We start from the raw sequence: 21,938 nt of genomic DNA, 5'->3' as shown, positions 1-21,938 counted from the left end.
GCTCAGGCGAGCTTACGCCGGTAGATGAGGACGGCGAGCCCGAAGGCCACCACGAGCAGCCCGGCGCACCACGCGAGCGCGACCCAGACGTCGCCGCCCACCGGCTGCCCGGCGAACAGGTCGCGGATCGTGTTCACGATCGAGGTCGCGGGCTGGTGCTCGGCGAACGCGCGCACGGCGGCCGGCATCGTGTCCGTGGGCGCGAACGCGGAGCTGACGAACGGCAGGAAGATGAGCGGGTAGGCGAACGCGCTCGCGCCGTCCACGGACTTGGCGGTGAGCCCGGGGATCACGGCGAGCCAGGTCAGGGCGAGGGTGAACAGCAGCAGGATGCCGGCGACCGCCAGCCACGCGGCCACGCCCGCGTCCGAGCGAAAGCCCATGAGCAGCGCGACGAGCACCACGACGACGAGCGAGAGCACGTTGGCGACCAGCGAGGTGAGCACGTGCGCCCAGAGCACGCCCGAGCGGGCGATCGGCATCGACTGGAAGCGCTCGAACAGGCCGCCCGTCATGTCCGCGAACAGCCGCACGGCGGTGTACGAGATGCCGGACGCGATCGTGATCAGCAGGACGCCGGGCAGCATGTAGTCCACGTACGAGACCGAGCCGGTGTCGATCGCGCCGCCGAACACGTACACGAACATCACCATGATCGCGATCGGCGTGATGACGGTGGTGAGGATCGTGTCCAGGCTGCGGGTGATGTGGCGCAGGGAGCGTCCGGTGAGAACGGCCGTGTCGGCGAACCAGTGCGTGGTCATCGCGCCGCGCCCACGATCGCGAGGAAGACGTCCTCGAGCGTCGGCTGCTTCTCGACGTACTCGACCTCGGCCGGCGGGAGCAGCTGCCTGAGCTCGGCCAGCGTGCCGTTGACGACGATCCGGCCGTCGTGGAGGATCGCGATCCGGTCGGCGAGCTGCTCGGCCTCGTCCAGGTACTGCGTGGTGAGCAGCACCGTCGTCCCGCGCTCGGCGAGCGCCTTCACGGCCTGCCAGACCTCCAGGCGCCCCTGCGGGTCCAGCCCGGTCGTGGGCTCGTCAAGGAAGATGATCGGCGGGTCGCCGATCAGGCTCATCGCGATGTCCAGGCGGCGGCGCATCCCGCCCGAGTAGGTCGCCACCCGGCGCGCGCCGGCCCGGGTCAGCCCGAAGCGCTCGAGCAGCTCGTCGGCGATCCGGCCCGGCTCGCGCAGGTGCCGCAGCCGGGCCATCAGCACGAGGTGCTCGCGCCCGGTGAGGATCTCGTCGACGGCGGCGAACTGGCCCGTGAGGCTGATCGACTTGCGTACGTCCGCGGCCTGCGCCGCGACGTCGAACCCGTTGACGCGCACGGCGCCCTCGTCCGCCTTGAGCAGCGTGGACAGGATCTTCACGATCGTCGTCTTGCCCGCCCCATTGGAGCCGAGCAGGGCGAAGACGCTGCCGCGCGCCACCTCGAGGTCGACGCCGCGGAGCACGTCCAGCTCGGCGAACGCCTTCCGGAGCCCGTGTACTTGAATGGCCGGCATGCAAGCGAGTGTCGGGGTTGACGCTGCGTCAAGGTCAAGGGGTCGATGATCGAGGCCATCCGTGCCGGGCTCGCCGCGCGCGCCGACCCGGCGAAAGCGCCGGACATGCAGCGCTACATGAAGTCGCAGCTGCCCTTCTACGGCGTGCAGAAGGCCGGGCGCGTGCAGCTGGCGCGCGAGGTGTTCGAGCCGCTCGAACGCGACGAGTGGGAGCGCGTGGTGCGCACGCTGTGGGACGAGGCGCGCTTCCGGGAGGAGCGCTACATGGCGCTCGCGGTGCTCAAGGACCGCCGCTACCGCGCCCACCGGGACATGGCCGCGCTGCCGCTGTACGAGAAGCTGATCGTCACGGGCGCGTGGTGGGATCTCGTGGACGAGGTCGCCACGGGCCCGCTCGGCGCGCTGCTGCCGGACGTCGCGCCGGTGCTGCGCGCATGGGCGGTCGACGAGGACCTGTGGAAGCGGCGCGCCGCGATCATCGCCCAGGTCACCCGCAAGCGCGAGACGGACTTCGAGCTGCTGCAGGCGTGCATCGAGCCCAACCGCGGCGACCGCGAGTTCTTCATCCGCAAGGCGATCGGCTGGGGGCTGCGCTCCTACGCCTGGATCGACCCCGAGGCGGTCGTGGCGTACTGCGAAACGCACGAGCTGGCACCATTGAGCCGGCGCGAGGCTTTGAAGAACGTGCGCACATGATCAGCGTCCACACCCCCAACTTCGTCATCGGGCTGGTCAGCGGCATCATGGCCGCGACCCTGATCCCACTCGGCGTCACGTTCCTGATCGTGTTCGGGATGCTGGGGCTGCCGTTCCTGATCGTCGGCGTGATCGAGGCGATCGTCGCGCTGGTGGTGTTCTACGGCGGCCGCAGGCGCGCCGCGCGCGAGGAGGCCGCGCGCATCTCGCACGGCACGGCCCAGGTCGTCGCCGCCGAGCACAGCTGGGACACCGAGGTCGGCGCGCGCCACCCCGTCAAGCTCACGGTCGCGCTGGGCGGCGGCGAGCACACCCGCGCGCTGCTCGTGCCTTCCCATGTCGACTGGCAGCCGGGCCAGACGATCGACGTGCGTTACGCGCCGGACGACCCGGCGAACTTCGTGCCGGCGGCCTAGGACGAGCCGCCGCCGTCGCTGCCTCCACCGCCGTCCGAGGAGCTGCCGGAGTCGTGGTTGTCGCTGCGACCGAAGAACGGCACCGACAGCTCGCCGCAGTGACCGCTCATCTGCGTGGGTAGGTTCAGAAGCCTATGCCCAAGAGCTTGCAGATTCCTGAGATCGACCTCGCCGACGGCGTCCGCATCCCGCAGTTCGGTCTCGGCGTGTTCCAGGTCCCGCCGGACCAGACCGCCGAGAACGTCGCCCACGCGCTCGAGGTCGGATACCGCCACATCGACACGGCTCGCATCTACCAGAACGAGGCGCAGGTCGGCCAGGCCGTGCGCGCGTCTGGAATCAGCCGCGAGGAGCTGTTCATCACCACCAAGCTGTGGAACAGCGACCAGGCGAACCCGATCGACACGCTCAAGGGCAGCCTCGAGCTGCTCGCGACCGACTACGTCGACCTCTACCTGATCCACTGGCCCGCGCCCGGCCGCGACACCTATGTGCAGGCGTGGAAAGGGCTCGTGGAGGCCCAGAAGCAGGGCCTGGTGCGCTCGATCGGCGTCTCGAACTTCCAGCCCGAGCACCTGCGCGCGATCATCGACGCGACCGGCGTCACGCCGTCCGTCAACCAGATCGAGCTGCACCCGTACCTGACGCAGCCCGGGCTGCGCCGCGAGCACGCGGACCGCGGCATCGTCACCGAGGCCTGGAGCCCGCTCGCGCAGGGCATGGTGCTCGACGACCCGGTGATCACGGAGATCGCCGCCGCCCACGACCGCACGCCGGCCCAGGTCGTGCTGCGCTGGCACGTCGACATCGGCAACGTCGTGTTCCCGAAGTCGATGACGCCCTCGCGCATCGAGGAGAACATCGACATCTTCGACTTCGAGCTGTCGGCGGAGGAGGTCGAGCGCATCGAGGGTCTGGACCGCGGCCATCGCACCGGCCCAGACCCCGACACGTTCAACGGCTGAGGACCGGCACACTCGATCACGCACGATTCTGGCGGCCGCCGATCACCGCCTGGACCCACCCGGCGACCGGTCATGGGCCACCAGCCCACTTCCGGTCACCGTGCGGCCCCAGCCGGCGCCGGCGACCACCAGCGATCGCACGTGCTCGAGCGCACCGGTCTAGCGGCCGACCATCCCGTTGCGGGCCACGGCGCGCACGGTCGCCTTGGCCCGCAGCCCCCGCGGGAGCTTCACGGTCAGCGCGGAGCGGCCGTCGACGCGGCGCACCAGCCGGCGGCCGTCGCTGAGCTCGAGCGTGACGATGTGCGCCGGCGCGGCGTCCTTGCGCCAGCTCACGCGCACCCGGCCGCCGTGGCGCGCGGTCTTGACCGCGTGCACCCGGCCGGGCTTCTTCGCCGCCGGCGCCTGGTAGGTCGCGATCGCCGCCTGGGTGGACGGCAGGCCGTCCTGCTCGACGACGGCGACGATGTGACGCCGCTCGCCGCGGCCGTCGGCGGGGTCGAACGCGATGGTGCCGCGCCGGCCCTTGGCCTTGCCGAGGATCGCGCCCGCGGTCGCGCCGCGCTCGGCGAACGTCACCTTCGCGTCCCCGTCGACGCGGTAGGAGAGCACGCGCCGGCCGCCGCGGCGCTCGACCTTCGCCGTCACCTTCGGCGCCCGTCGGCCCTGCGCGCTGCGGATCTCGGTGATCGCGGAGGAGCCGGGCTCCGGGACCACGCGCCACTCGCCCGCGGACGGCTTGCCGACCAGGATCTGCGTCGACCTGGAGGCCGGGTCCTTGATCACGAAGAACGGGTTGCGCTGCGTCACGCCGGTGCCGGCGGGCGTGGTGAACCGCTCCCCCTTGGGGCCGATGAGCGTGACGGTCGGCGGCGCGTCCGCGCCGGTGATGGCGATCGCCGCGCCCGGGAGGCCGGAGGGCAGCGTCACGCTCTGCGGAGCACGGCTCGCCCGCGCCGCGGTCACGCGCGTCTTGTACGGGCCGAGCTCGCAGCCGCTGAGGTAGATGGTCGGCGAGTCGCCCCACCGGTAGCCGAGCCCTGGGTTCCAGGTCGTCACGCCCAGGTCGATCGAGAGGCACACGCCCACACCGGCGTTGGACACCACCGCGCGTGCCTTCGCGGCGCACCAGTCGAGCAGGCAGGCCTCCACGCTGCCGGAGGCGTTGAACTGCGTCCCGCGCATCTCGAGCCCGAGCCGCCCGTGGATCATGGCCACGCCCGGCCACGGCCACTTCACGCTCCCGCCCGCCTTGATGTAACCGTTGCCGTGCATCTCCAGCTCGGCCTCCGCCCAGCGGATGCCGACGATGTCGATCTCGCCGAAGGCCCGGAAGCGCATCGGCAGATCGTCGTAGAGCGCGATGCCAAGACCCGCGTCGAGCGAGAGCGCGGACGTGCCGAGGACGGTCGGACCGGCCACGAGGCCGACCTCACCGCACAGCGCGAACGTCGGGACGCCGTAGTCGATCGTGGCCGGCGGCTCCGGCATCCCGGGGAAGGAGTGATCGAGCCCCGGCAGGCCGGTCGACGGGCTCGGCTTGACGCCGATGTTCGGCACGCACTCGCTCTCCTGGGGCGTGATCTCGACCCGGAACTTGATCCGCTTGAGGAAGACCGGGCCGATGATGTTGAAGCCCTGGCCGTTGAACGTCATCTCGCCGTCGGCGTAGTCGAAGTCGCCGTGGCGGATGCCGGCGCTGCCCCGCACGCGGGCGTCGACGGGCGGCGGGAGCGTGGCGTCGGCCTTGATCTCCCAGGAGCCCTGGCCGTCGTAGTCCAGCACGAGCTTGTGCAGCTGGATCGGCCCGAGCACGGCGTTCTCGACCTCGAAGTGGAAGCCCTCGTCGGCGGCCGCCAGCGGGCGGATGCCGCCGGCGGTCACGCGCACCGGCTTGTCGGAGGTCGGCGCGCCGAACTGCTGCGGCATGCGGACCATGAACGCGAACCGGGTGCCGCCGGCGATCAGCTGGGGCGACTCGGTCAGCGAGACGATCGGCAGCCCGCCGAGCTTGCTGTCCGCGGGCGGCTGGATGCCCTCGAAGCGCCCGTTCACGACCTTCCAGGAGATGCGGCCGCTGTCGACGGTGATGGTCTCGCCGGCCTTGGTGAACGTTGCGGTGCCGTCCAGCGTGCCCGCGCTGATCTTGCCCGACTTGGGGACGTTGACGAGCACGTCCTCCCCCCTGGCGGGCGTGATGGTGACGCCGTTGACCCTGACCGGCCGCGTAGAGCGCCAGTACTCGCCGCCGTCGTCGATCCAGCCGGGCGCCTTGCGGGGCAGCAGACACTCGCCCGTCGCGAGGAAGGCGCCGTGCTGAACGGTCTCGACGCAGCCGATCGGCTTGCTCGGGAGCGGTGGCGCGGGCGTCGGCGTGGGGTTCGCGAGCGCCGGTGTGGGCTGCGGGGAGGGAGTGGGCGTCGGGCTGCTCGTGGGCGCGGCGACGGTGAACGTCTTGGTCGCGACCGCGGTGCGCGGCGTCGGGCCGCTGATGCGCGCCTGCAGGCGAACGGTGTGCGTGCCCGCGTCGAACGCGCGGGTCGCGGCCGGCTTGCGACCGTCGTCGAACTCGCCGTCGTTGTCGAGGTCCCAGTCGGTGGCGATCGGGTCGCCACCCGGCGCGAGGCTCGTGCTCGTGAAGGTCACGGGCTCCCCGGGCGCCGGCGCGGCCGGCGCGTACGTGAAGTCCGCCGTCAACGGCGGCGGGGCGGCACGCGCCAGCGGGGCGAGGACGAGCGTGGTCAGGGTGAGGATGAGCAGGTTGGGGAGGAATCGCATGCCGAGCACGGTCCCGCGCCGTGACCCGCAGGCCATCCAGGGTGACCCTGATCCGGGACCCGCAACTCAGGGTGGGGGATCAGGGTCGTGCCCGATGGCACGGACCCGGAGCGCCTCGACGATGCTTGCCATGACCCTCCCCATCCTCACCGGCACCGCCGTCCGCGGCTTCGTCGGCGCCCTCGTGGCCGGCATCCTCGCTTCCACCTTCGTGCCGCTCGGCGTGACGTTCACGATCGTCGGGCCGGCCACGCTCGGCATCGCACTGCTCGCGCTCGGCCTGGGCTTCGCGGCGACCGCCCCGGTGCTCGCGCTGCTCGGCCGGCGCAGAGACGCGCGCGAGCGCGACGCCCGCACGGAGCGCACGACGGCGATCGTGCTCGAGGCGACGCTCGACCAGCACTCGCGCGTCGGCGTCCGCCACCCGCTGCGCCTGGCCGTCAACATCGCCGGGGCCCGCGCGGCCCGGACGCTCTTCGTCCCGTCGTGGATCGGCTATACGCCCGGGACCGCGATCCAGGTCGCCTTCGCGCCCAACAACCCCGACAACTTCCTGCCCCTGGAATGATTCCCGGCGTTGCTGCTGGGTCGGGACACGGAGCTGGCCAAGATCGCGGAGGCCCTGGACGGGCTGGACGCCGGACGCAGCGGCCTGCTGCTGGTCTCGGGGGAGCCCGGCATCGGCAAGTCCGCCCTGCTCGGCGCGCTCGCCGAGCAGGCCGCCGCGCGCGGGTTCCGCGTGTTGTCCGGGCACGCGACCGAATTCGAGCGCCTGCTTCCGTTCGGCGTGCTGGTCGACGCGCTCGACCCGTACCTCGACGAGCTCGAGGACGGCAAGCTGGCCCGCATGGGCGTCAGCCGCACCGAGGAGCTCGCGACGGTGTTCCCCGCGCTGGAAGGCCCGCGTGACGCCGTCCCCGAGGCGTACCGGCTGCACCGGGCGCTGCGCGAGCTGCTCGACGGCATCGCCGGTCCGCGGCCGCTGGTCCTGGTGCTCGACGATCTGCAGTGGGCGGATGACGGCGCGCGGGAGGCGCTCGCCGCCCTCGCGCGCCGGCCGCCGTCCGGCCGCGTGCTGATCGCCGGCGCGCACCGGCCGGACCCGGCGCTCGACGACCTCGACCGCTACGGCCACCCGCGCCTGCGGCTCGGCCCGCTGGGCGACGGCGACGCCCGGCGGCTGGTCGAGGAGCGCGTCAGCGGCGCGGCGTTGCGCACGGTCCTCGACCAGGCGGGCGGCAACCCGTTCTACCTCGAGCAGCTGGCCCGCTCGCCCGCGCGCGGGCCGCTGCCGTCGGCGATCGCGAGCTCGATCCGGGCCGAGATCGAGCAGCTCTCGCCCGCCGCCCAGGCGCTGCTGCGAGGCGCGGCGGTGGCGGGGGAGCCCGCGGATCTGCGGCTCGCGAGCGTGGCCGCCGAGCTCGACGAGGCCACCGCTCACGCCGCGGTCGACGAGGCCCGGCGCGCGGAGCTGCTGCGCCCCGTCGACGGCGCCGCCGCGTTCACGTTCCGCCATCCGATCGTGCGCCGGGCGGCGTACGAGTCGGCCGGGCCCGGCTGGCGGATCAACGCGCACGGACGGCTGCGAGAGGCACTGCTCGAGCTCGGCGCCGACGTCACCGTCGTCGCCCAGCACGTCCGCCACGGCGCCGGGCTCGGTGACGAGCAGGGGATCTTGATCCTGATGGCCGCGGCCGAGCGGGTGATCGAGCGCGCGCCGGGGGACGCTGCCGCGTGGCTGGAGGCCGCGCTGCGCCTGCTGCCGATGCAGGTGGGCGAGCGCTACGCGGCGCTGCAGGCCCGGCGCGGCACGGCGCTCCTGCTCGCGGGCGAGCTCACCGCCGCGCGCGAGGCGCTGCTGGCTGCCGGCAGCGACACCGCGGAGAAGTGCTGGCGGCTGGCAGAGGTCGAGCGCTGGCTCGGGCTCGAGCAGGAGGCGGTGCGCCACCTGGCCCGCGCGCGGGAGCTCGCCACCGACGATCCGCGCGTGCGGGTCAAGTGCGAGATCGAGCTGGTCCTCGTTCACGAGTGGAACCTGCGCTACGACGACGCCCGGGAAGCGGCGCAGGCCGCGGCGGGGGCGCCCGCCGACAGCGGCGATCCCGTCCTGGTGGCCGAGGTCGAGGGCGTGATCGCCACCACGCTCGTGCAGACGGACCCGCGCGCGGCGGCCGGGCCGTACGCGCACGCGGCGACGGTGGTCGCGGGCTACGACGACCACGACTTTCCCGCCCACCCGATGAGCCTCTGGGACCTGGGCTGGGCGGCGACGCACCTGGAGCGCTACGACGAGGCGATCGCGCACTTCGACCGCGGGCTGCGGATCGCGCGTGACCGCCGTGCGCACGGCAACGTGGCCATGTTCCTGATCGACCGGACCGAGCCGCGCTTCCGCGCCGGGCGGCTCACCGAGGCCGTCGAGCTCGCCGAGGAGGCGGTCGAGGCCGCGCGCGTGACGCCGAGCGCCCGCTACGAGTGGTGGGCGCTGGCCCGGCTCGGTCTCCTGCTCGGCCGCAGCGGCGATGCCGCCCGAGCCGCCGAGGTGATGCGCGACTGCGAGCGCGTCGCCGCTTCCTTGCCGGAGAGCCCGCTGGTGGACCTGTGGACGGCCTACGGCGCGGTGACGGCGGCGGTTGCGGTCGGCGACCTGGACGTGGCCGAGCGGCGGCTGGTCGCCGCGGCCGGGGCCGAGCTCGAGCACATGGCGCCGATCGATCGCTCGCGGCCGCGGCTCGTGCTGCTGGAAGCGGCGCTCGCGCGCGGTGACGGGGCGGCGGCCGAGCGCCTGGCCGACGACGCGGACGCGTGGGCGCTGCACTCCGGGCTCTCGACGCCGTCGGCGTGGGCACTCGCCGGTCGGGCGCACCTGGCGCTGGCGCGCGGCGAGTACGCGCGCGCGGCGGACGCGGCCGGGGCCGCGGTGGAGGCCTACGAGCGCGCGGGGGCGCAGCTGGAGGCCGAGCGGATGCGGGTGGTGCACGGCCGCGCGCTGGCCGAGTCCGGGGACCGCTCCGGCGCGCTGGACGCGTTCGAGCGCGCCGAGCGGCACCTCCACCGGATCGGCGCCGACTTCGACCGCGGCGCGGCCGTGCGCGAGCTGCGCAAGCTCGGGCGCCGCGCACCGCGGCGCGATGCGCCGCCGGCGGGCGGCAACCGGCTGTCAGGGCTGAGCGCGCGCGAGTCGGAGGTCGCCGCGCTCGTCGCCGAGGGCGCCACGAACCAGGCCATCGCCGACGCGCTCTTCCTCAGCGTCAAGACCGTCGAGAGCCACCTGCGCAACATCTTCGCCAAGCTCGGCGTCTCCAACCGCGAGGCGCTCGCGGCTGCGGTCCAGCAGGAGGGCTAGCGCCGCCGAGTCGCGGCTGCCGGGCGGCGCGCTGTAGACCACGACCCGCAGGTCGGAGCCGTGCACCTGCAGGACGTCGCAGTCGAGCGTGAGCCGGCCGGCCTCGGGGTGGTCGATCGTCTTGGTCGCGGACGAGTGCACGGCCACCGGGCTCTGCTTCCACAGCGCCTCGAATCGTGGGCTCTCCGCGCGCAGCTCGTCCACCAGCGCGTGCAACCGCTCGTCGGCTGGGTGGCGGATGATCGCGGCGTGCAGGTCGGCGACGATCGACGCGCTCATCTCGTCCTCCTGCTCGGGCGTGCGCTCGATGTAGAGCGATTCGCCCAGGAAGTGGTTGCGGGCGATGTTGCCCGAGCGCAGCCCGGTGATCGCCTCGCCGAGCGGGTTGGACGCCACGAGCTCCCACGAGAGGTCGTAGACGAGCACAGGCAGGTCGTGGAAGCGCTCGAGCAGCCGCTGCACGGCGGGCGTGATCTCGTTGCTGAAGCGCTCTCCGCACGGCGGCGCGTGGCCGGCCAGCAGGTACAGCGTGTCCGTCTCGTCGGCGCTGAGCTCCAGCGCGCGGGCGAGCGCCGCGCACACGAGCGGGGAGGGGTGCGTGGCGTGGCCCTGCTCCAGGCGCGTGAGGTAGCCGACGGAGACGTCCGCGCGCGCGGCGATCTCTTCCCGGCGCAGGCCGGGCGCGCGGCGCCGGCCCGGCTGCTCGGGGACGAGCCGGTCGCGCCAGGTGCGCAGGTTGGCGGCGAGGTCGTTCACGCCCTTCAAGGTATCCCTGTCAGAGGCATGGTCTTTGCGGCCTGGCGCGCCAAGCTGGTTCCCATGTCAACGATCTTGATCACCGGGGCCAACCGCAGCCTCGGTTATGAAGCCGCCCGCCGCCTGATCGAGGCGGGTCACGACGTCTGGGTGGCGGCGCGCGACGAGGCGCGGGGCCGCAAGGCCGCGGAGGAGCTCGGCGCGCGTTTCGTGCAGCTCGACGTCACCTCCGACGCGTCCGTGGCCGCCGCCGTGGAGACGGTCTCGGAGACCGGGCTGGACGTGCTGGTCAACAACGCCGGCATCCCCGGCGAGTTCGTCCCGGTTCCCGAGGTGACGGTCGCCCACCTCGAGCCCGTGTTCGAGGTCAACGTCTACGGACCGGTGCGCGTGCTGCAGGCCTTCCGGCCGCTGCTCGAGCAGTCCTCGAACCCCGTCGTCGTCAACGTCTCGAGCGGCATGGGCTCGATCGGGGTGTGCGGCGACCCGGACCGCATCGAGTCGACCCTGCACAACCTCACCTACGGGCCGTCGAAGACGGCGCTGAACATGCTCACGGTCCAGTGGGCCAAGGCGTACCCGGGCTTCCGGGTCAACGTCGTCGACCCGGGCTACACGGCGACCGACTTCAACCACCACAGCGGCCCGCAGACCGTGCAGGAGGGCACCGACGCGATCGTCGAGTACGCGCAGATCGGTCCGGACGGGCCGACCGGCGGCTACTTCGACCGCCACGGCGTGCTGCCCTGGTGAACCCGCTCGCCCGGTGCGATCGCGGCGCGTTGCACGAACTCGGCCAGCAGCGCGGCGGCGGCCAGCTCGACGGCGAGCAGGCTGAGTAGGACGACCAGCTGCGTGGAGGCGGCTTCGGCGGGGCGCGCGCCGCCGAGCAGCAGGCCGACGAACGCGCCCGGCAGCGTGACCAGGCCGACGCTGCGCGTCTGGTCGATCGCCGGCGTCAGGCCGGTGTGGATGGCGCGCCTGATCGACGGGCGCAGCGCCTCGCGGGCGCTGTCGCCCAGGCAGAGCCGCGCCTCGATCTCCGCGTGGTCCGCGTCCAAGGCCTCGATCAAGCGGCGGCCGGTGAGGCTGGTGGCCGCCATCGCGCCGCCGATCAGGATCCCGGCGGTGGGAACGGCAGCGCGCGGCGTGACGTCGAACGCGCCGACCGCCAGCAGGAACCCGGTCGCGGTGAGCGCGGGCGCGGCGATCGCGCCGAACGCGTAGACGCGGGCGCGCGGGACACCGCCGATTCGGCGCCCGGCCGTGAACGCGGCCGTGACGAGCATCACGGCCACGAAGGCGAACGCGAGCGCGGGGACCTCGAAGATCGCGACGATCACCGCGCCCACCGCCGTGAGCTGGATCACCGCTCTCGCGGCCGCGATCGCGAGCTCCTTCGAGAGGCCGAGCCCGAGCCGCGACGCGAGGACGACGGCGACCGCCGCGAGGACGATCCCGGCGCCAGCCTGAATCAGCACCTCGCTCATTGGGAAAGAGCGCCTTCCGCGCGGTGGCCGGACGGCAGGAGCGGCGTGGTGCACGGCTGGCCCCGGCGCCAGGCGGTCACTCGGCGCCCAGTCGCTGCTCGCGGTCGGCCCACTGCTGCACGACGGCGCGGTCGTGCGAGGTCACGCACACGGCCAGGCCGTCGGCGGCCAGCTCGCGCACGTGGCGCCCGATCGCCTCGGCCAGCGGCGCGTCCAGGCCGGAGGTGGGCTCGTCGAGCAGCAGCACCTCGGGCTTGCGGGTCAGGGCCCGCGCGATCGCGACCCGCGCCTGCTCGCCGCCGGAGAGCTCGCTCGCGTCGCGGTCGGCGAAGCGCTCGTGCAGGCCCGCGGCCTCGAGCGCGGCGCGCGGGTCGGGCGGCGCCTGGAGCCCGTAGGCGAGGTTGTCGGCGACCGAGCCCGGCAGCATCACGGGCCGCTGCGCGACGAGCCCGACGCGGCGGCGGAGCACGCGTGGGTCGAGCGACGTGACGTCCACGCCGTCCAGCGTCACGACCCCGCCGTCAAGCGCGACGAGCCGTACGATCGCGCGCAGCAGCGTCGACTTGCCTTCCCCGCTCGGCGCCGTGAGCGCAACGACCTCCCCAGGCGCGACGGCCAGCGAGACGCCCCGCAGCACCTCTCTCACGCGTACGTTTTCGCACCGCAGCCCGTCGCTCACCACAGGAGCTTCGCAACTTGCCCCGTCGGAGTCCGTCCTTGCTGCATGCACCGGATGCCCTTCGTCGTGGCCGCAGTCTGCGTGCTCCTGGGTGGCTGCGGGGAAACGGCGGCGCAGCCCGCCCCGGTGCCCGCGACCGAGCGGCCGCTCCTCGGCGCGCCCGACCTCGCCGGCCCAACCCACCGCGGCGTGTTCCTCGAGGACCCGAAGGGGCAGGTGGAGCGGATCGCGGCGGGCGGCCACTTCGTCGCCTGGTCGATCCGCACCCCGGCCGACAAGCGCCACGGTGGCTACGACGACGTGGAGCCGAAGACGCTGCCGCGAGCCTCGAAGGTCGTTGTCGCCGACGAGCGCACCGGCACGACGCTGAGCGTGGACCTCGGCCGGCGCTGGGTGTCGACCCTGCGCATGATCCGCGGCGCCGGCGGCCCGGCCGAACCCCAGCTCGCGATCGAGAGCTGCCGTACCCTCGAGCCGTCGAGCTGCACCGCCGAGCTGCTGACGCTCACGCCCGAGCCGCCGCTTCGGGTCACGGCGCGCACCCGCGGGGCCGCCGCCGAAGCGGCGGTCGACGGCCGCCTCGACAGCGGCCGGGTGCTCGGCGTCGCCTCCCGCGGCAAGTGCTCGGCGCGTCTGACCGTGCGCGAAGTCGACGGGCGCACGCGCACGCTGCCCGCGCTGCCGGCGCGCGACCCCCAGTACCGGCGCTGCCGGGGCCTCAACGGCTGGATGATCCACGGCCGCTACGCGTTCGCCTCCGTGCGGCGGGAGGATCCGCGGCACAACCTCGAAGCCGACTTCTTCTACGCCCTCGACCTGAGCGCCGCCGCGCCGCGCTGGGCCGAGGTCGCCCGCCCGTACAACGGCACCGACGGCGGGGCCGCGCTGGACATCGGTCCGGGCCTGACCGACGGCGCGCTGTACTGGGAGACCTACGACAGCGTCGAGGAGAGGATCTACTCGCTCACCCAGGTCGCCCTGCCGCGCGACATCGAGACCGAGGCGACCGCCGCCACACCCAACCAGAGCGAGCCGATCGCGCCGGACAAGGGCGGCGCCTGCGACATCGCCGCGACCGACGCCGCGCTCTACGAGCTCGCCAACCCGCGCTGCGCGCTCGACTACGGCGAGGGCTCGCGCGGCGAGATCCGGCGCCTGGTGAACCCCGAGTTCCGGCCTCAGGAGGGCTGAAGCTCCCCGATCGCCTTCAGGACCTCGTCGTCGTGCGTCTTCGGCGACACCTTCGGGATGACGTGCACGATCGTGCCGTCGGCGTCGATGATGAACGTCGCGCGGTTGGCGCCCATGTAGGTCTTGCCGTACATGGACTTCTCGCCCCAGACGCCGTAGGCCTCGCACACCGTGTGGTCCTCGTCGGCCAGCAGGGTGAAGTTCAGCGCCTGCTTGTCGTGGAACTTCTTGACGGCCTTGACCGGGTCGGGCGAGACGCCGAGCACGCGCACGCCCGCGGCCGTGTAGTCCGGCAGGTGGTCGCGGATGCCGCACGCCTGCGTCGTGCAGCCGGGCGTATCGGCCTTCGGATAGAAATACAGCACGACCGTGGTGCCGGCCAGAGCCGACAATGTGACGTCTTCGCCGTCCTGGTCGGGCAGGGTGAAGTCAGGGGCCTTCGCGCCAGTCTCGAGCATGGAGCGGAGGCTATGACATGAGCGCGCGCGTGGCGGTCGTCGGCGTCGGCGCGATCGGGGGCGTCGTCGCGGCCGAGCTGCTCGCCGCGGGCGCGCAGGTGACGCTCTGTGCCCGCACGCCGCTCGACCGGCTCGTGGTCGAGCGGGAAGAGCACCCGCGCGATCTCGGCGTGAGCGCGCTCACGGATCCCACGCAGGCGGAGCCGACCGAGTTCGCGGTCGTGGCCCTGAAGGCGCAGGACAGCGCGCACGCGGCGCCGTGGCTCGCCCGCCTCGCGGTGCCGGAGACGACCATCGTGGTGATCCAGAACGGCGTCGAGCACGACGAGCGCCTCGCCCCGCACGCGGTCGTCCCGGCGATCATCAACACCGCCGTGGAGCGCGTCGCGCCCGGCCGGCTCAAGCACGGCGCCGGCGACACGCTCACGCTCGCGGACCGCCCGGGCGCGCGCGCCTTCGCCGCGCTGCTGGACGGCAGCGTCATCAAGGCCGTCCTCGAGCCCGACTTCACGACCGCCGCCTGGCGCAAGCTGTTCAGCAACCTCGCCGGCAATCCGCTCACGGCCATCACCGGCCGCCGCAGCGAGGTGCTGCAGGTGCCCGAGGCGCGCGAGCTCGCGCTGCGCGTGCTCGAGGAGGCGCTGCCGGTCGCGCGCGCCGAGGGCGCCCGGCTCACCGACGAGGACCCGCGACGCACCGTGGAGATGCTGACCGCGCTCCCGCCCGACGTCGGCTCCTCGATGCTCTACGACCGCCTCAACGGCCGCCCGCTGGAGATCGACCCGCTCGTGGGCGCAGTCGTACGCGCGGGGCGCCGGCACGCACTGCCGACACCCCGCGCGGAGACGCTCTACGCGCTGCTCAGCGCGCTCTAGGAGGCCGCCAGGTCGTAGCGATCGAGGTGCATGACCTTCGACCAGGCGACCGCGAAGTCGTGCACGAACTTCTCGCGCGCGTCGTCGGACGCGTAGACCTCGGCCACCGCGCGCAGCTCGGAGTTGGAGCCGAACACGAGGTCGGCGCGCGAGCCCGTCCACAGCAGGTCGCCGTTGGCCGCGCGGGCCTCGAACTGGTCGCCCGAGGCGTGCCACTCGGTGCCCAGGTCGAGCAGGTTCACGAAGAAGTCGTTCGTGAGCACGCCCGGCTTGTCGGTGAGCACGCCCAGCGACGAGCCGTCCCAGTTGGCGCCGAGGACGCGCAGGCCGCCGATCAGGACGGTCAGCTCGGGCGCGCTCAGCGTGAGCAGGTTCGCGCGGTCGATCAGCAGGTGCTCCTCCGGCAGGCGGTGGACGCCCGGGCGCAGGTAGTTGCGGAAGCCGTCCGCGGTCGGCTCCAGCGGCGCGAAGGAGTCGGCGTCCGTCCACTCCTCGGTCGCGTCGCCGCGGCCGCCGATGAACGGCACCGAGACCTGCACGCCGGCGTCGGCCGCGGCCTTCTCGACCGCCGCGGTGCCGCCGAGCACGATCAGGTCGGCCAGCGAGACGTCCTTGCCGAAACCGGCCTGGATCTCCTCGAGCTTGCCGAGCACCTTGCTCAGCTGCGCCGGGTTGTTGACCTCCCACGAGCGCTGCGGCTCCAGGCGGATACGGGCGCCGTTCGCGCCGCCGCGCTTGTCCGAGCCGCGGAACGTCGAGGCCGACGCCCAGGCCACGGAGACGAGCTCGCTCACGGACAGGCCGGAGCCGAGGATCTGCTCCTTGAGCGTCGCGACGTCCGCGTCGGTGAGCTGCGGGCCGGCGGGCACCGGGTCCTGCCAGATCAGCGTCTCCTGCGGGACCTCAGGGCCGAGGTAGCGGTGGATCGGGCCCATGTCGCGGTGCGTGAGCTTGAACCAGGCACGCGCGAAGGCCTCGCGGAATTCCTCCGGGTTCTCGTGGAAGCGGCGCGAGATCTTCTCGTAGGCCGGGTCCATACGCAGCGCGAGGTCGGTCGTGAGCATCGTCGGCAGGCGCTGCTCGCCGTCCGCGTTCGGCGCCGGGACCGAGATCGGGCTGACGCCGCCGACCGGCTGCCACTGGTGGGCACCCGCGGGGCTCTTGGTCAGCTCCCACTCGTGCCCGAAGAGGTTGTCGAAGAAGCCGTTGCCCCACTGCGTCGGGGTGGCCGTCCACGTGACCTCGAGTCCGGACGTGATCGTGTCCTCGAGCTTGCCCTTGCCGTAGGACTGCTTCCAGCCGAGGCCCATCTGCTCGATCGAGGCGCCCTCGGGCTCCGGGCCGACGTACTGATCCGGATCGGCGGCGCCGTGCGTCTTACCGAACGTGTGGCCGCCGGCGATCAGCGCGACGGTCTCCTCGTCGTTCATCGCCATGCGGCCGAACGTCTCGCGGATGTCGCGCGCGGCGGCGAGCGGGTCCGGGTTGCCGTTCGGGCCCTCCGGGTTGACGTAGATCAGGCCCATCTGGACGGCGCCCAGCGGCTTCTCCAGCTCGCGGTCGCCCGTGTAGCGGTCGTCGCCGAGCCACTCGGTCTCCGGGCCCCAGTACACGTCGGCGTCCGGCTCCCACACGTCGGGGCGCCCGCCGGCGAAGCCGAACGTCTTGAAGCCCATCGTCTCCAGCGCGACGTTGCCGGTGAGGATCATCAGGTCGGCCCAGGAGATGGCCTGGCCGTACTTCTTCTTGACCGGCCACAGCAGGCGGCGGGCCTTGTCCAGGTTGCCGTTGTCGGGCCACGAGTTCAGCGGGGCGAAGCGCTGCTGGCCCGCGCCGCCACCACCGCGGCCGTCCTCGATCCGGTAGGTGCCGGCGCTGTGCCACGCCATGCGGATCATCAGCGGGCCGTAATGACCGAAGTCGGCGGGCCACCAGTCCTGCGAGGTCGTCAGCACCTCGGCGATGTCGGCCTTGACGGCGTCCAGGTCGAGCGCCTTGAAGGCCTCGGCGTAGTCGAACTCGTCGCCGAGCGGGTTCGAGACCGCCGGGTTCTTGGCCAGGATCTTCAGGTTCAGGCGCTCGGGCCACCACTCGGCGTTGGCGTCGCGCTGGGTCGGGTGCGGCAGGCGATCGTGCGCGACGGGGCAGCTGCCCTTCGCGTCGATCGGCTCGTTCATGTCGCCGACGACGGCGTTGGGATGCTCTTGATCAGCCAAGGGGGACCTCTTCCTCTTCGGGCTTGCAGGTGGGGCACACGCCCCAGTAGACGACCTCGGCCTCGTCGATGACGAAGCCGTGAGCCTCGGACGGCTCCAGGCACGGCGCCGCGCCGACGGCGCAATCGACGTCGGCGATGACGCCACAGGATCGGCACACCACGTGGTGGTGGTTGTCACCGACCCGTGACTCGTAGCGGGCGACGGAGCCGGGTGGCGTGATGCGGCGCACCAGGCGCGCCTGCGTCAGCGCGTTGAGCACGTCATAGACGGCCTGTTGCGACACGTCGCCGAGCGCTTCGCGGACCAGGCCGAGGATCGAGCTCGTGTCGGCGTGCGGGTGCGTGTGGACCGCTTCCAGCACGGCTACGCGCGGGCGCGTGACGCGCAACGAGGCGCCACGCAGCAACTGCTCCAACTCGGGGACGGCCGGCATCGGCCGCGCAGTGTAAACCCTAGATTGGAGTGATTCCAGATTAAGCGGTGATGCGCCGGCGCTTGAGCGCCCAGGCGATCAGCGCGAGCACCAGGATCCCGCACAGGACCACGACCACGGTGGCGACCGGCCCGATGTAGTCGGCGACGCGCTCGTAGTTGCTGCCGAGCGCCCAGCCGGCGCCGATCAGCGTGGTGTTCCAGAGCGCGGAGCCGGCGGTCGTCAGCAGCACGAACTGCGTCAGCGGCATCTCCGACAAGCCGGCGGGGATCGAGATCAGGCTGCGCACGCCGGGCACGAGGCGCCCGAAGAACACGAACCACGGGCCGCGCTTGTCGAACCAGGCGTCGGCCTGGTCGAGGTCCTCCTCGCGCACGCGCGCGACCCTTCCGAGCTTGAGGACGAGCGCGCGGCCGCCGTAGCGGGCGATGCCGTAGAGGATCAGCGCGCCCACGACCGACCCGATCGTCGCCGCGATGATCGCGAGCACGAAGTTCATCGACCCCTCGCCCACGAAGTAGCCCGCGACGGGGAGGATGATCTCCGAGGGGATCGGCGGAAACAGATTCTCCGCCAGGATGAGGCCGGTCAGGGCCGGGTAGCCGCCGGTGTCGACCGCGTCACGCGCCCACTCGCCGAGCGCCGCCATAAGCATCAGCATTCGCGCACTGAGGGTACCCGGCGCGTCGCCGCGCGGATCTGAAGTACCCTCGCCGCGTGCTCAGGATGTGGCTGGTGGCGCTGGCGATCTTCGCCGCGCTGGGCGGAACGGCGTCCGCCGACGTGTTCGACGACAACCCGGCCGCCGTGTCGTTCGGCCCCGGCGACGTCCAGCTGTTCGCGCGCGGGCCGGATGGGCGCATCCTGCACCGCAGCCTCTCCGGCGGCACGTGGAGCAACTGGACGGCGGTCGACGGGCTCGACGCCGGTTCCGGCCCCGCCGCCGTCGTGTTCGGCGAGACCCTGTACCTGTTCGCCCGCCGCGAGTCGGACGGCGCGCTGTGGCAAAACACGCTCGTGAACGGCGCGTGGTTGGGCTGGGTGCCGCTCGGCGGCGGACTCGCGTCCGCTCCGGCCGCCGGCGTGCGCCGCGGCAACGCGATCGTCGACGTGTTCGTGCGCGGCCTCAACAACGCGATCTTCCACCGCGCGCTCGTGCCCGGGACGGGCTGGTCCGCGTGGCAGTCGCTCAACGGCAACGCCACGTCCGCGCCGGCGGCGGTCGGCTTCTTCAGCGGCGGGACGATCGACGTCTTCATGCGGGACGCCTCCGGCGCCGTGGCTTGGCGCTGGGCCTCGGGAAGCACCTGGACGCCGGCCGCGGAGTGGGCGCCCAAGGGCGGCCCGATCCAGGGCGCGCCCGCGACCGTCACCCCGGCCGTCAACGTCCTCAACCTCTACGCGCGCGGCGCCGACGACGGGCTCTGGCATCACCGCCACGTCAACGAGTCGACGACGTGGAACCGGGTCGATTCGACGCGGCTGAACTCCTCGCCGGCCGGCGTGTCGGACGCGCAAGGTCGTGAGTACCTGTTCGCGCGCATCGGCGGCGAGCTTCACTGGCGTGAGGTCACCGCCGCCGAGACCGCCACGCCGAACTGGGGTGCCTGGAGTTCGCTCGGCCCCGTCGCGCTGCCGCCCGCTCCACCGCCGCCGGCGCCGCCCGCACCCCCCGCTCCGCCCGCGCCGCTGACCACGCTCAACCCGCGGCTGACCTGGACCTACAAGGCTTCACGCACGTCGACCCGGCTCGGCTCGCTCACGCTCAGCCGGATCGCGGCGGGCGCGACCGTCAAGGTCACCTGCTCGAAGGGCTGCTCGGCCAAGCGCTGGACGACCACGCCGAAGAAGTCGACGCTCTCGCTCAAGCGCTTCACGCGCCGCTCGATCCGTGTCGGGCGGACGATCCGCGTCGAGGTGACCGCGCCGGGCAGGATCGGCAGCGTCAAGACGCTGAAGATGCGCCGCAAGCGCGGCCCTTCGCTGACGTCCCGGTGCCTGCCGCCGGGCGCCACGAGCCCGCAGCGCTGCGCTCCGTAGCCCGCGCCCGTGGGTCGGATGATCGGGGCGGGGCGGAGGGGATGCTGCCTACTTCAACAAACGCGACAGGCGGCGGTCCTTGAGGATCCGGCCCTCGGTCTGGCAGTGCGGGCAGTAGCTCATGACGTAGTCCTCGTAGAAGACCGCCTCGAGCACCGTCTCGCAGCGCGGGCACGGCTCGCCCTGGTGCGCGTGGACCCTGGTCGGCTTCGGGAACTTCTCCGGCAGCGGGAGCGCGACCTTCTCCTCGTAGACGTCCAGGACGCGCTGCAGCTCGCCGACCATCGCCTTGCGCAGCGCCTTCGCCTCGGCGGCGGAGAGGTCGTCCCCCCGCTTGAACGGCGAGAGCTTGGCCTGATGCAGGATCTCATCGACCCACGTGCGCCCGATTCCTGCGATCACCTGCTGGTCGCGCAGCAGCGAGTGCAGCGGCCGCGGGACGCTGAGGAGCTCGCTCAGGTCGGCGGGCGGGTCCGGCCACGCCTCGGGGCCCAGCGACTTGAGCGCGGGCTCGGCTTCCAGCCCATCCAGCGTCAGCAGCTTCACCCAGGCGGCCTGCTTGGTGCCGAACTCGCGCAGGCGCAGCTCGCGGTCGCCGGGCAACCGAACGAGTACGCGTGAGGTCTTGTCGCGCAGCGAGCCGCGCTTGTCGTAGAGCATCAGCCGGCCGGCGCTCATCAGGTGCACCAGCAGCGTGAGCGGGCCGTGCGAGTCCGTGTCGACCTCGAGCGCCAGCAGCTTGCCGCGCCGGCGCACACCGGTGAAGCGGGCCCCGTCCAGCGCGCTCAGCGGCGGGTCGAACGTCTTGAGGACGTTGAGCCCCGGCGTGAGCACGGACTCGATCGTCTCCCCGGGAAGGGCCTCGGCCAGCCGGCGAGCGGTGATCTCCATCTCGGGCAGCTCAGGCACGGCGTCCACGTTAGCCTGAACGCGATGGATGCGTGGATCGAGCGGGCGGCGGCGGACATCGCGCGCCGGGCGCCGCGGGAGCTCGAGGCGCTGGTCGCCGTCTCCTCACCGTCGGGCGACGTGCACGGGGCGAACGAGTGCGCGTCGCTGTGCGCGGCGCTCGCTCCCGACGAGGCGAAGGTCGAGCGCGTGCCGTGCTCGAGCCCGAGCCACGCCGAGGATCTCGTGATCCGCCTTCCCGGCACAGGCACGCGCCGGGTCCTGCTCGTCGGCCACAACGACACGGTCGTGTCCCACGCCGAGCACAAGCCGCTGGCGCGCGTCGGCGAGCAGCTCGTCGGCTCCGGCGCCGTCGACATGAAGGGCGGGAACGTGCTCGCGCTCGGCGCGCTGCGCGCCTTCGCGGCCCGGCCCGAGCTGTACGCCGAGCTCGCGCTGTTGCTCGTGTGCGACGAGGAGTGGCGGACCGCCGACTTCAGCCACGTGCCGCGCTTCGCCGGCTTCGACGCGTGCCTGTGCTTCGAGGCGGGCGAGCTGCGTGACGGCGCCGAGGGCGTCGTCGTGCGCCGCAAGGCCGCGGGCACGATCCACGTCACCGCGCACGGGCGCAGCGCGCACTCGGGCTCGGCGCCGGACCGCGGCGCCAACGCGCTGCTAGCGCTGGCCGTGGCCGCGCAGGCCGTCGCTTCGCGTCATGCGCCCGCCGGCCCTTCGCACCTGACCGCCGTGCCGACGATCCTGCGCTCCGGCGAAGCGTTCAACGTCGTCCCCGGCCACGGCGAGCTGTTCTGCGACGTCCGTGCGGACGAGCTCGACGCGATCGAGGACGTCCTCACCCACATCCCGGCCGAGCACGAGGGCGTGCGGCTGGAGGCGGAGCTGATCCGCCGCTGGCCGGGCATGCAGGCCGAGGCGGCCACCGAGCCGCTGCTGAAGCGCGCGACCGCCCTGCTCGGCCGCCGGATCGCGCCCGCGGCCCGTGGCGGCGCGTCCGACGCGAGCCACTTCGCGGCGTCCATCCCGCTCACCGTCGACGGGCTCGGGCCGCGCGGCGGCAAGGCGCACAACCCGGACGAGTTCGTGCTGGAGGCCTCGTTGCGGCCCCGGGCCGAGGTGGCGCTGGCGCTTATCGCGGCGGCGTTGGGGTGCGCTGGAGCATCGACGGTGTGACTGATGT

The 21,938-nt window shown here is 73.0% G+C and carries 20 protein-coding genes and 1 pseudogene; 10 read left to right on the top strand and 11 right to left on the bottom strand.

Annotation, left to right across the window (positions count from 1 at the left end; translation table 11 throughout):
• Positions 1–2: 2 nt before the first annotated feature.
• Both OJ962_RS05605 and OJ962_RS05600 read right to left on the bottom strand, forming a co-directional pair.
• On the bottom strand, positions 3–764 hold the full coding sequence (locus OJ962_RS05605; RefSeq protein ID WP_202956132.1) for an ABC transporter permease: 762 nt from the start codon (positions 762–764) through the stop codon (positions 3–5).
• On the bottom strand, positions 761–1,510 hold the full coding sequence (locus OJ962_RS05600; protein WP_202956131.1) for an ABC transporter ATP-binding protein: 750 nt from the start codon (positions 1,508–1,510) through the stop codon (positions 761–763). The genes OJ962_RS05605 and OJ962_RS05600 overlap by 4 nt, the downstream gene beginning before the upstream one ends.
• Before the next feature lie 45 nt (positions 1,511–1,555).
• Here OJ962_RS05600 and OJ962_RS05595 point away from each other — a divergent pair, with 45 nt between their 5' ends.
• The 3 genes from OJ962_RS05595 (at position 1,556) to OJ962_RS05585 (ending at position 3,587) form a co-directional block, all read left to right on the top strand.
• Entirely contained in the window at positions 1,556–2,206 is a 651-nt protein-coding gene (locus OJ962_RS05595; protein ID WP_202956130.1) for a DNA alkylation repair protein, read from the top strand.
• A complete protein-coding gene (locus tag OJ962_RS05590) occupies positions 2,203–2,622 on the top strand; it encodes a hypothetical protein (protein ID WP_202956129.1) in 420 nt (139 codons plus the stop codon). Before OJ962_RS05595 ends, OJ962_RS05590 begins: the two co-directional genes overlap by 4 nt.
• A 134-nt stretch (positions 2,623–2,756) precedes the next feature.
• A complete protein-coding gene (locus OJ962_RS05585) occupies positions 2,757–3,587 on the top strand; it encodes an aldo/keto reductase (RefSeq protein WP_202956128.1) in 831 nt (276 codons plus the stop codon).
• A gap of 159 nt (positions 3,588–3,746) precedes the next feature.
• Here the strand turns inward: OJ962_RS05585 and OJ962_RS05580 are convergent, their stop codons facing one another.
• Positions 3,747–6,365 (bottom strand): PKD domain-containing protein, encoded by a 2,619-nt coding sequence (locus OJ962_RS05580; protein WP_202956127.1) that lies wholly within the window; start codon positions 6,363–6,365, stop codon positions 3,747–3,749.
• A 130-nt stretch (positions 6,366–6,495) separates the two neighbouring features.
• Here OJ962_RS05580 and OJ962_RS05575 point away from each other — a divergent pair, with 130 nt between their 5' ends.
• Positions 6,496–6,933 (top strand): hypothetical protein, encoded by a 438-nt coding sequence (locus OJ962_RS05575; protein WP_202956126.1) that lies wholly within the window; start codon positions 6,496–6,498, stop codon positions 6,931–6,933.
• A 9-nt stretch (positions 6,934–6,942) separates the two neighbouring features.
• Positions 6,943–9,627 (top strand): annotated as a pseudogene (locus tag OJ962_RS05570) (ATP-binding protein); the annotation flags it as partial.
• Here OJ962_RS05570 and OJ962_RS05565 read toward each other — a convergent pair.
• Positions 9,526–10,467, bottom strand: coding sequence for a helix-turn-helix domain-containing protein (locus OJ962_RS05565; protein ID WP_407697493.1), 942 nt, complete (start codon positions 10,465–10,467; stop codon positions 9,526–9,528). The pseudogene OJ962_RS05570 and the gene OJ962_RS05565 overlap by 102 nt on opposite strands.
• Before the next feature lie 63 nt (positions 10,468–10,530).
• Here OJ962_RS05565 and OJ962_RS05560 point away from each other — a divergent pair, with 63 nt between their 5' ends.
• Positions 10,531–11,220, top strand: coding sequence for an SDR family NAD(P)-dependent oxidoreductase (locus OJ962_RS05560; RefSeq protein ID WP_202956124.1), 690 nt, complete (start codon positions 10,531–10,533; stop codon positions 11,218–11,220).
• On the opposite strand, the gene OJ962_RS05555 is transcribed toward OJ962_RS05560, so the two are convergent.
• Positions 11,187–11,957: an ABC transporter permease gene (locus OJ962_RS05555; RefSeq protein WP_202956123.1), complete on the bottom strand. Its 771-nt coding sequence runs from the start codon at positions 11,955–11,957 to the stop codon at positions 11,187–11,189. The two genes, OJ962_RS05560 and OJ962_RS05555, sit on opposite strands and share 34 nt — an antisense overlap.
• 76 nt (positions 11,958–12,033) lie before the next feature.
• Positions 12,034–12,603, bottom strand: coding sequence for an ABC transporter ATP-binding protein (locus tag OJ962_RS05550; RefSeq protein ID WP_202956122.1), 570 nt, complete (start codon positions 12,601–12,603; stop codon positions 12,034–12,036).
• A gap of 87 nt (positions 12,604–12,690) precedes the next feature.
• Between OJ962_RS05550 and OJ962_RS05545 the strand changes: the two genes are divergently transcribed.
• Positions 12,691–13,827 carry a hypothetical protein gene (locus OJ962_RS05545; RefSeq protein WP_270006228.1) on the top strand — a complete coding sequence of 379 codons (1,137 nt, stop codon included), beginning with the start codon at positions 12,691–12,693 and terminating at the stop codon, positions 13,825–13,827.
• On the opposite strand, the gene bcp is transcribed toward OJ962_RS05545, so the two are convergent.
• Positions 13,815–14,285: a thioredoxin-dependent thiol peroxidase gene (gene bcp / locus OJ962_RS05540; RefSeq protein WP_202956120.1), complete on the bottom strand. Its 471-nt coding sequence runs from the start codon at positions 14,283–14,285 to the stop codon at positions 13,815–13,817. The two genes, OJ962_RS05545 and bcp, sit on opposite strands and share 13 nt — an antisense overlap.
• Before the next feature lie 17 nt (positions 14,286–14,302).
• Here bcp and OJ962_RS05535 point away from each other — a divergent pair, with 17 nt between their 5' ends.
• Positions 14,303–15,160 carry a 2-dehydropantoate 2-reductase gene (locus OJ962_RS05535; RefSeq protein ID WP_202956119.1) on the top strand — a complete coding sequence of 286 codons (858 nt, stop codon included), beginning with the start codon at positions 14,303–14,305 and terminating at the stop codon, positions 15,158–15,160.
• On the opposite strand, the gene katG is transcribed toward OJ962_RS05535, so the two are convergent.
• From katG to OJ962_RS05520, 3 genes are read right to left on the bottom strand one after another with little or no spacing between them, the layout of a single operon-like run.
• Positions 15,157–17,337, bottom strand: coding sequence for a catalase/peroxidase HPI (gene katG, locus OJ962_RS05530; RefSeq protein ID WP_202956925.1), 2,181 nt, complete (start codon positions 17,335–17,337; stop codon positions 15,157–15,159). The genes OJ962_RS05535 and katG overlap by 4 nt on opposite strands.
• Before the next feature lie 31 nt (positions 17,338–17,368).
• Entirely contained in the window at positions 17,369–17,812 is a 444-nt protein-coding gene (locus OJ962_RS05525; protein ID WP_202956118.1) for a Fur family transcriptional regulator, read from the bottom strand.
• Between the two features lie 40 nt (positions 17,813–17,852).
• Complete coding sequence (locus OJ962_RS05520) at positions 17,853–18,473, bottom strand: DedA family protein (RefSeq protein ID WP_202956117.1); 621 nt, start codon at positions 18,471–18,473, stop codon at positions 17,853–17,855.
• A 56-nt stretch (positions 18,474–18,529) separates the two neighbouring features.
• Between OJ962_RS05520 and OJ962_RS05515 the strand changes: the two genes are divergently transcribed.
• Complete coding sequence (locus OJ962_RS05515) at positions 18,530–19,852, top strand: hypothetical protein (RefSeq protein ID WP_202956116.1); 1,323 nt, start codon at positions 18,530–18,532, stop codon at positions 19,850–19,852.
• 48 nt (positions 19,853–19,900) lie between these two features.
• Here the strand turns inward: OJ962_RS05515 and OJ962_RS05510 are convergent, their stop codons facing one another.
• Positions 19,901–20,761, bottom strand: a complete 861-nt coding sequence (locus OJ962_RS05510) for a DNA-formamidopyrimidine glycosylase family protein (protein WP_202956115.1) — start codon at positions 20,759–20,761, stop codon at positions 19,901–19,903.
• A 24-nt stretch (positions 20,762–20,785) separates the two neighbouring features.
• Between OJ962_RS05510 and OJ962_RS05505 the strand changes: the two genes are divergently transcribed.
• Entirely contained in the window at positions 20,786–21,931 is a 1,146-nt protein-coding gene (locus OJ962_RS05505) for a M20/M25/M40 family metallo-hydrolase (RefSeq protein ID WP_238932041.1), read from the top strand.
• Positions 21,932–21,938 lie beyond the last annotated feature (7 nt).

The sequence above is a fragment of the Solirubrobacter deserti genome, assembly GCF_027587175.1.
GTDB lineage: Bacteria > Actinomycetota > Thermoleophilia > Solirubrobacterales > Solirubrobacteraceae > Solirubrobacter > Solirubrobacter deserti.
Note: the sequence above shows the minus strand (reverse complement) of the source record. Positions and strands in the feature narration are given on the sequence as shown.

Excerpts from the sequence above, each read along its gene's own strand:
- OJ962_RS05575 (WP_202956126.1), top strand. The coding sequence starts at position 6,496 with ATGACCCTCCCCATCCTCACCGGCACCGCCGTCCGCGGCTTCGTCGGC.
- OJ962_RS05505 (WP_238932041.1), top strand. The coding sequence starts at position 20,786 with ATGGATGCGTGGATCGAGCGGGCGGCGGCGGACATCGCGCGCCGGGCG.
- OJ962_RS05600 (WP_202956131.1), bottom strand. The coding sequence starts at position 1,510 with ATGCCGGCCATTCAAGTACACGGGCTCCGGAAGGCGTTCGCCGAGCTG.
- OJ962_RS05520 (WP_202956117.1), bottom strand. The coding sequence starts at position 18,473 with ATGCTGATGCTTATGGCGGCGCTCGGCGAGTGGGCGCGTGACGCGGTC.
- bcp (WP_202956120.1), bottom strand. The coding sequence starts at position 14,285 with ATGCTCGAGACTGGCGCGAAGGCCCCTGACTTCACCCTGCCCGACCAG.
- OJ962_RS05545 (WP_270006228.1), top strand. The coding sequence starts at position 12,691 with ATGCCCTTCGTCGTGGCCGCAGTCTGCGTGCTCCTGGGTGGCTGCGGG.
- OJ962_RS05580 (WP_202956127.1), bottom strand. The coding sequence starts at position 6,365 with ATGCGATTCCTCCCCAACCTGCTCATCCTCACCCTGACCACGCTCGTC.
- OJ962_RS05525 (WP_202956118.1), bottom strand. The coding sequence starts at position 17,812 with ATGCCGGCCGTCCCCGAGTTGGAGCAGTTGCTGCGTGGCGCCTCGTTG.
- OJ962_RS05590 (WP_202956129.1), top strand. The coding sequence starts at position 2,203 with ATGATCAGCGTCCACACCCCCAACTTCGTCATCGGGCTGGTCAGCGGC.
- OJ962_RS05585 (WP_202956128.1), top strand. The coding sequence starts at position 2,757 with ATGCCCAAGAGCTTGCAGATTCCTGAGATCGACCTCGCCGACGGCGTC.
- katG (WP_202956925.1), bottom strand. The coding sequence starts at position 17,337 with ATGAACGAGCCGATCGACGCGAAGGGCAGCTGCCCCGTCGCGCACGAT.
- OJ962_RS05560 (WP_202956124.1), top strand. The coding sequence starts at position 10,531 with ATGTCAACGATCTTGATCACCGGGGCCAACCGCAGCCTCGGTTATGAA.
- OJ962_RS05535 (WP_202956119.1), top strand. The coding sequence starts at position 14,303 with ATGAGCGCGCGCGTGGCGGTCGTCGGCGTCGGCGCGATCGGGGGCGTC.
- OJ962_RS05605 (WP_202956132.1), bottom strand. The coding sequence starts at position 764 with ATGACCACGCACTGGTTCGCCGACACGGCCGTTCTCACCGGACGCTCC.
- OJ962_RS05555 (WP_202956123.1), bottom strand. The coding sequence starts at position 11,957 with ATGAGCGAGGTGCTGATTCAGGCTGGCGCCGGGATCGTCCTCGCGGCG.
- OJ962_RS05595 (WP_202956130.1), top strand. The coding sequence starts at position 1,556 with ATGATCGAGGCCATCCGTGCCGGGCTCGCCGCGCGCGCCGACCCGGCG.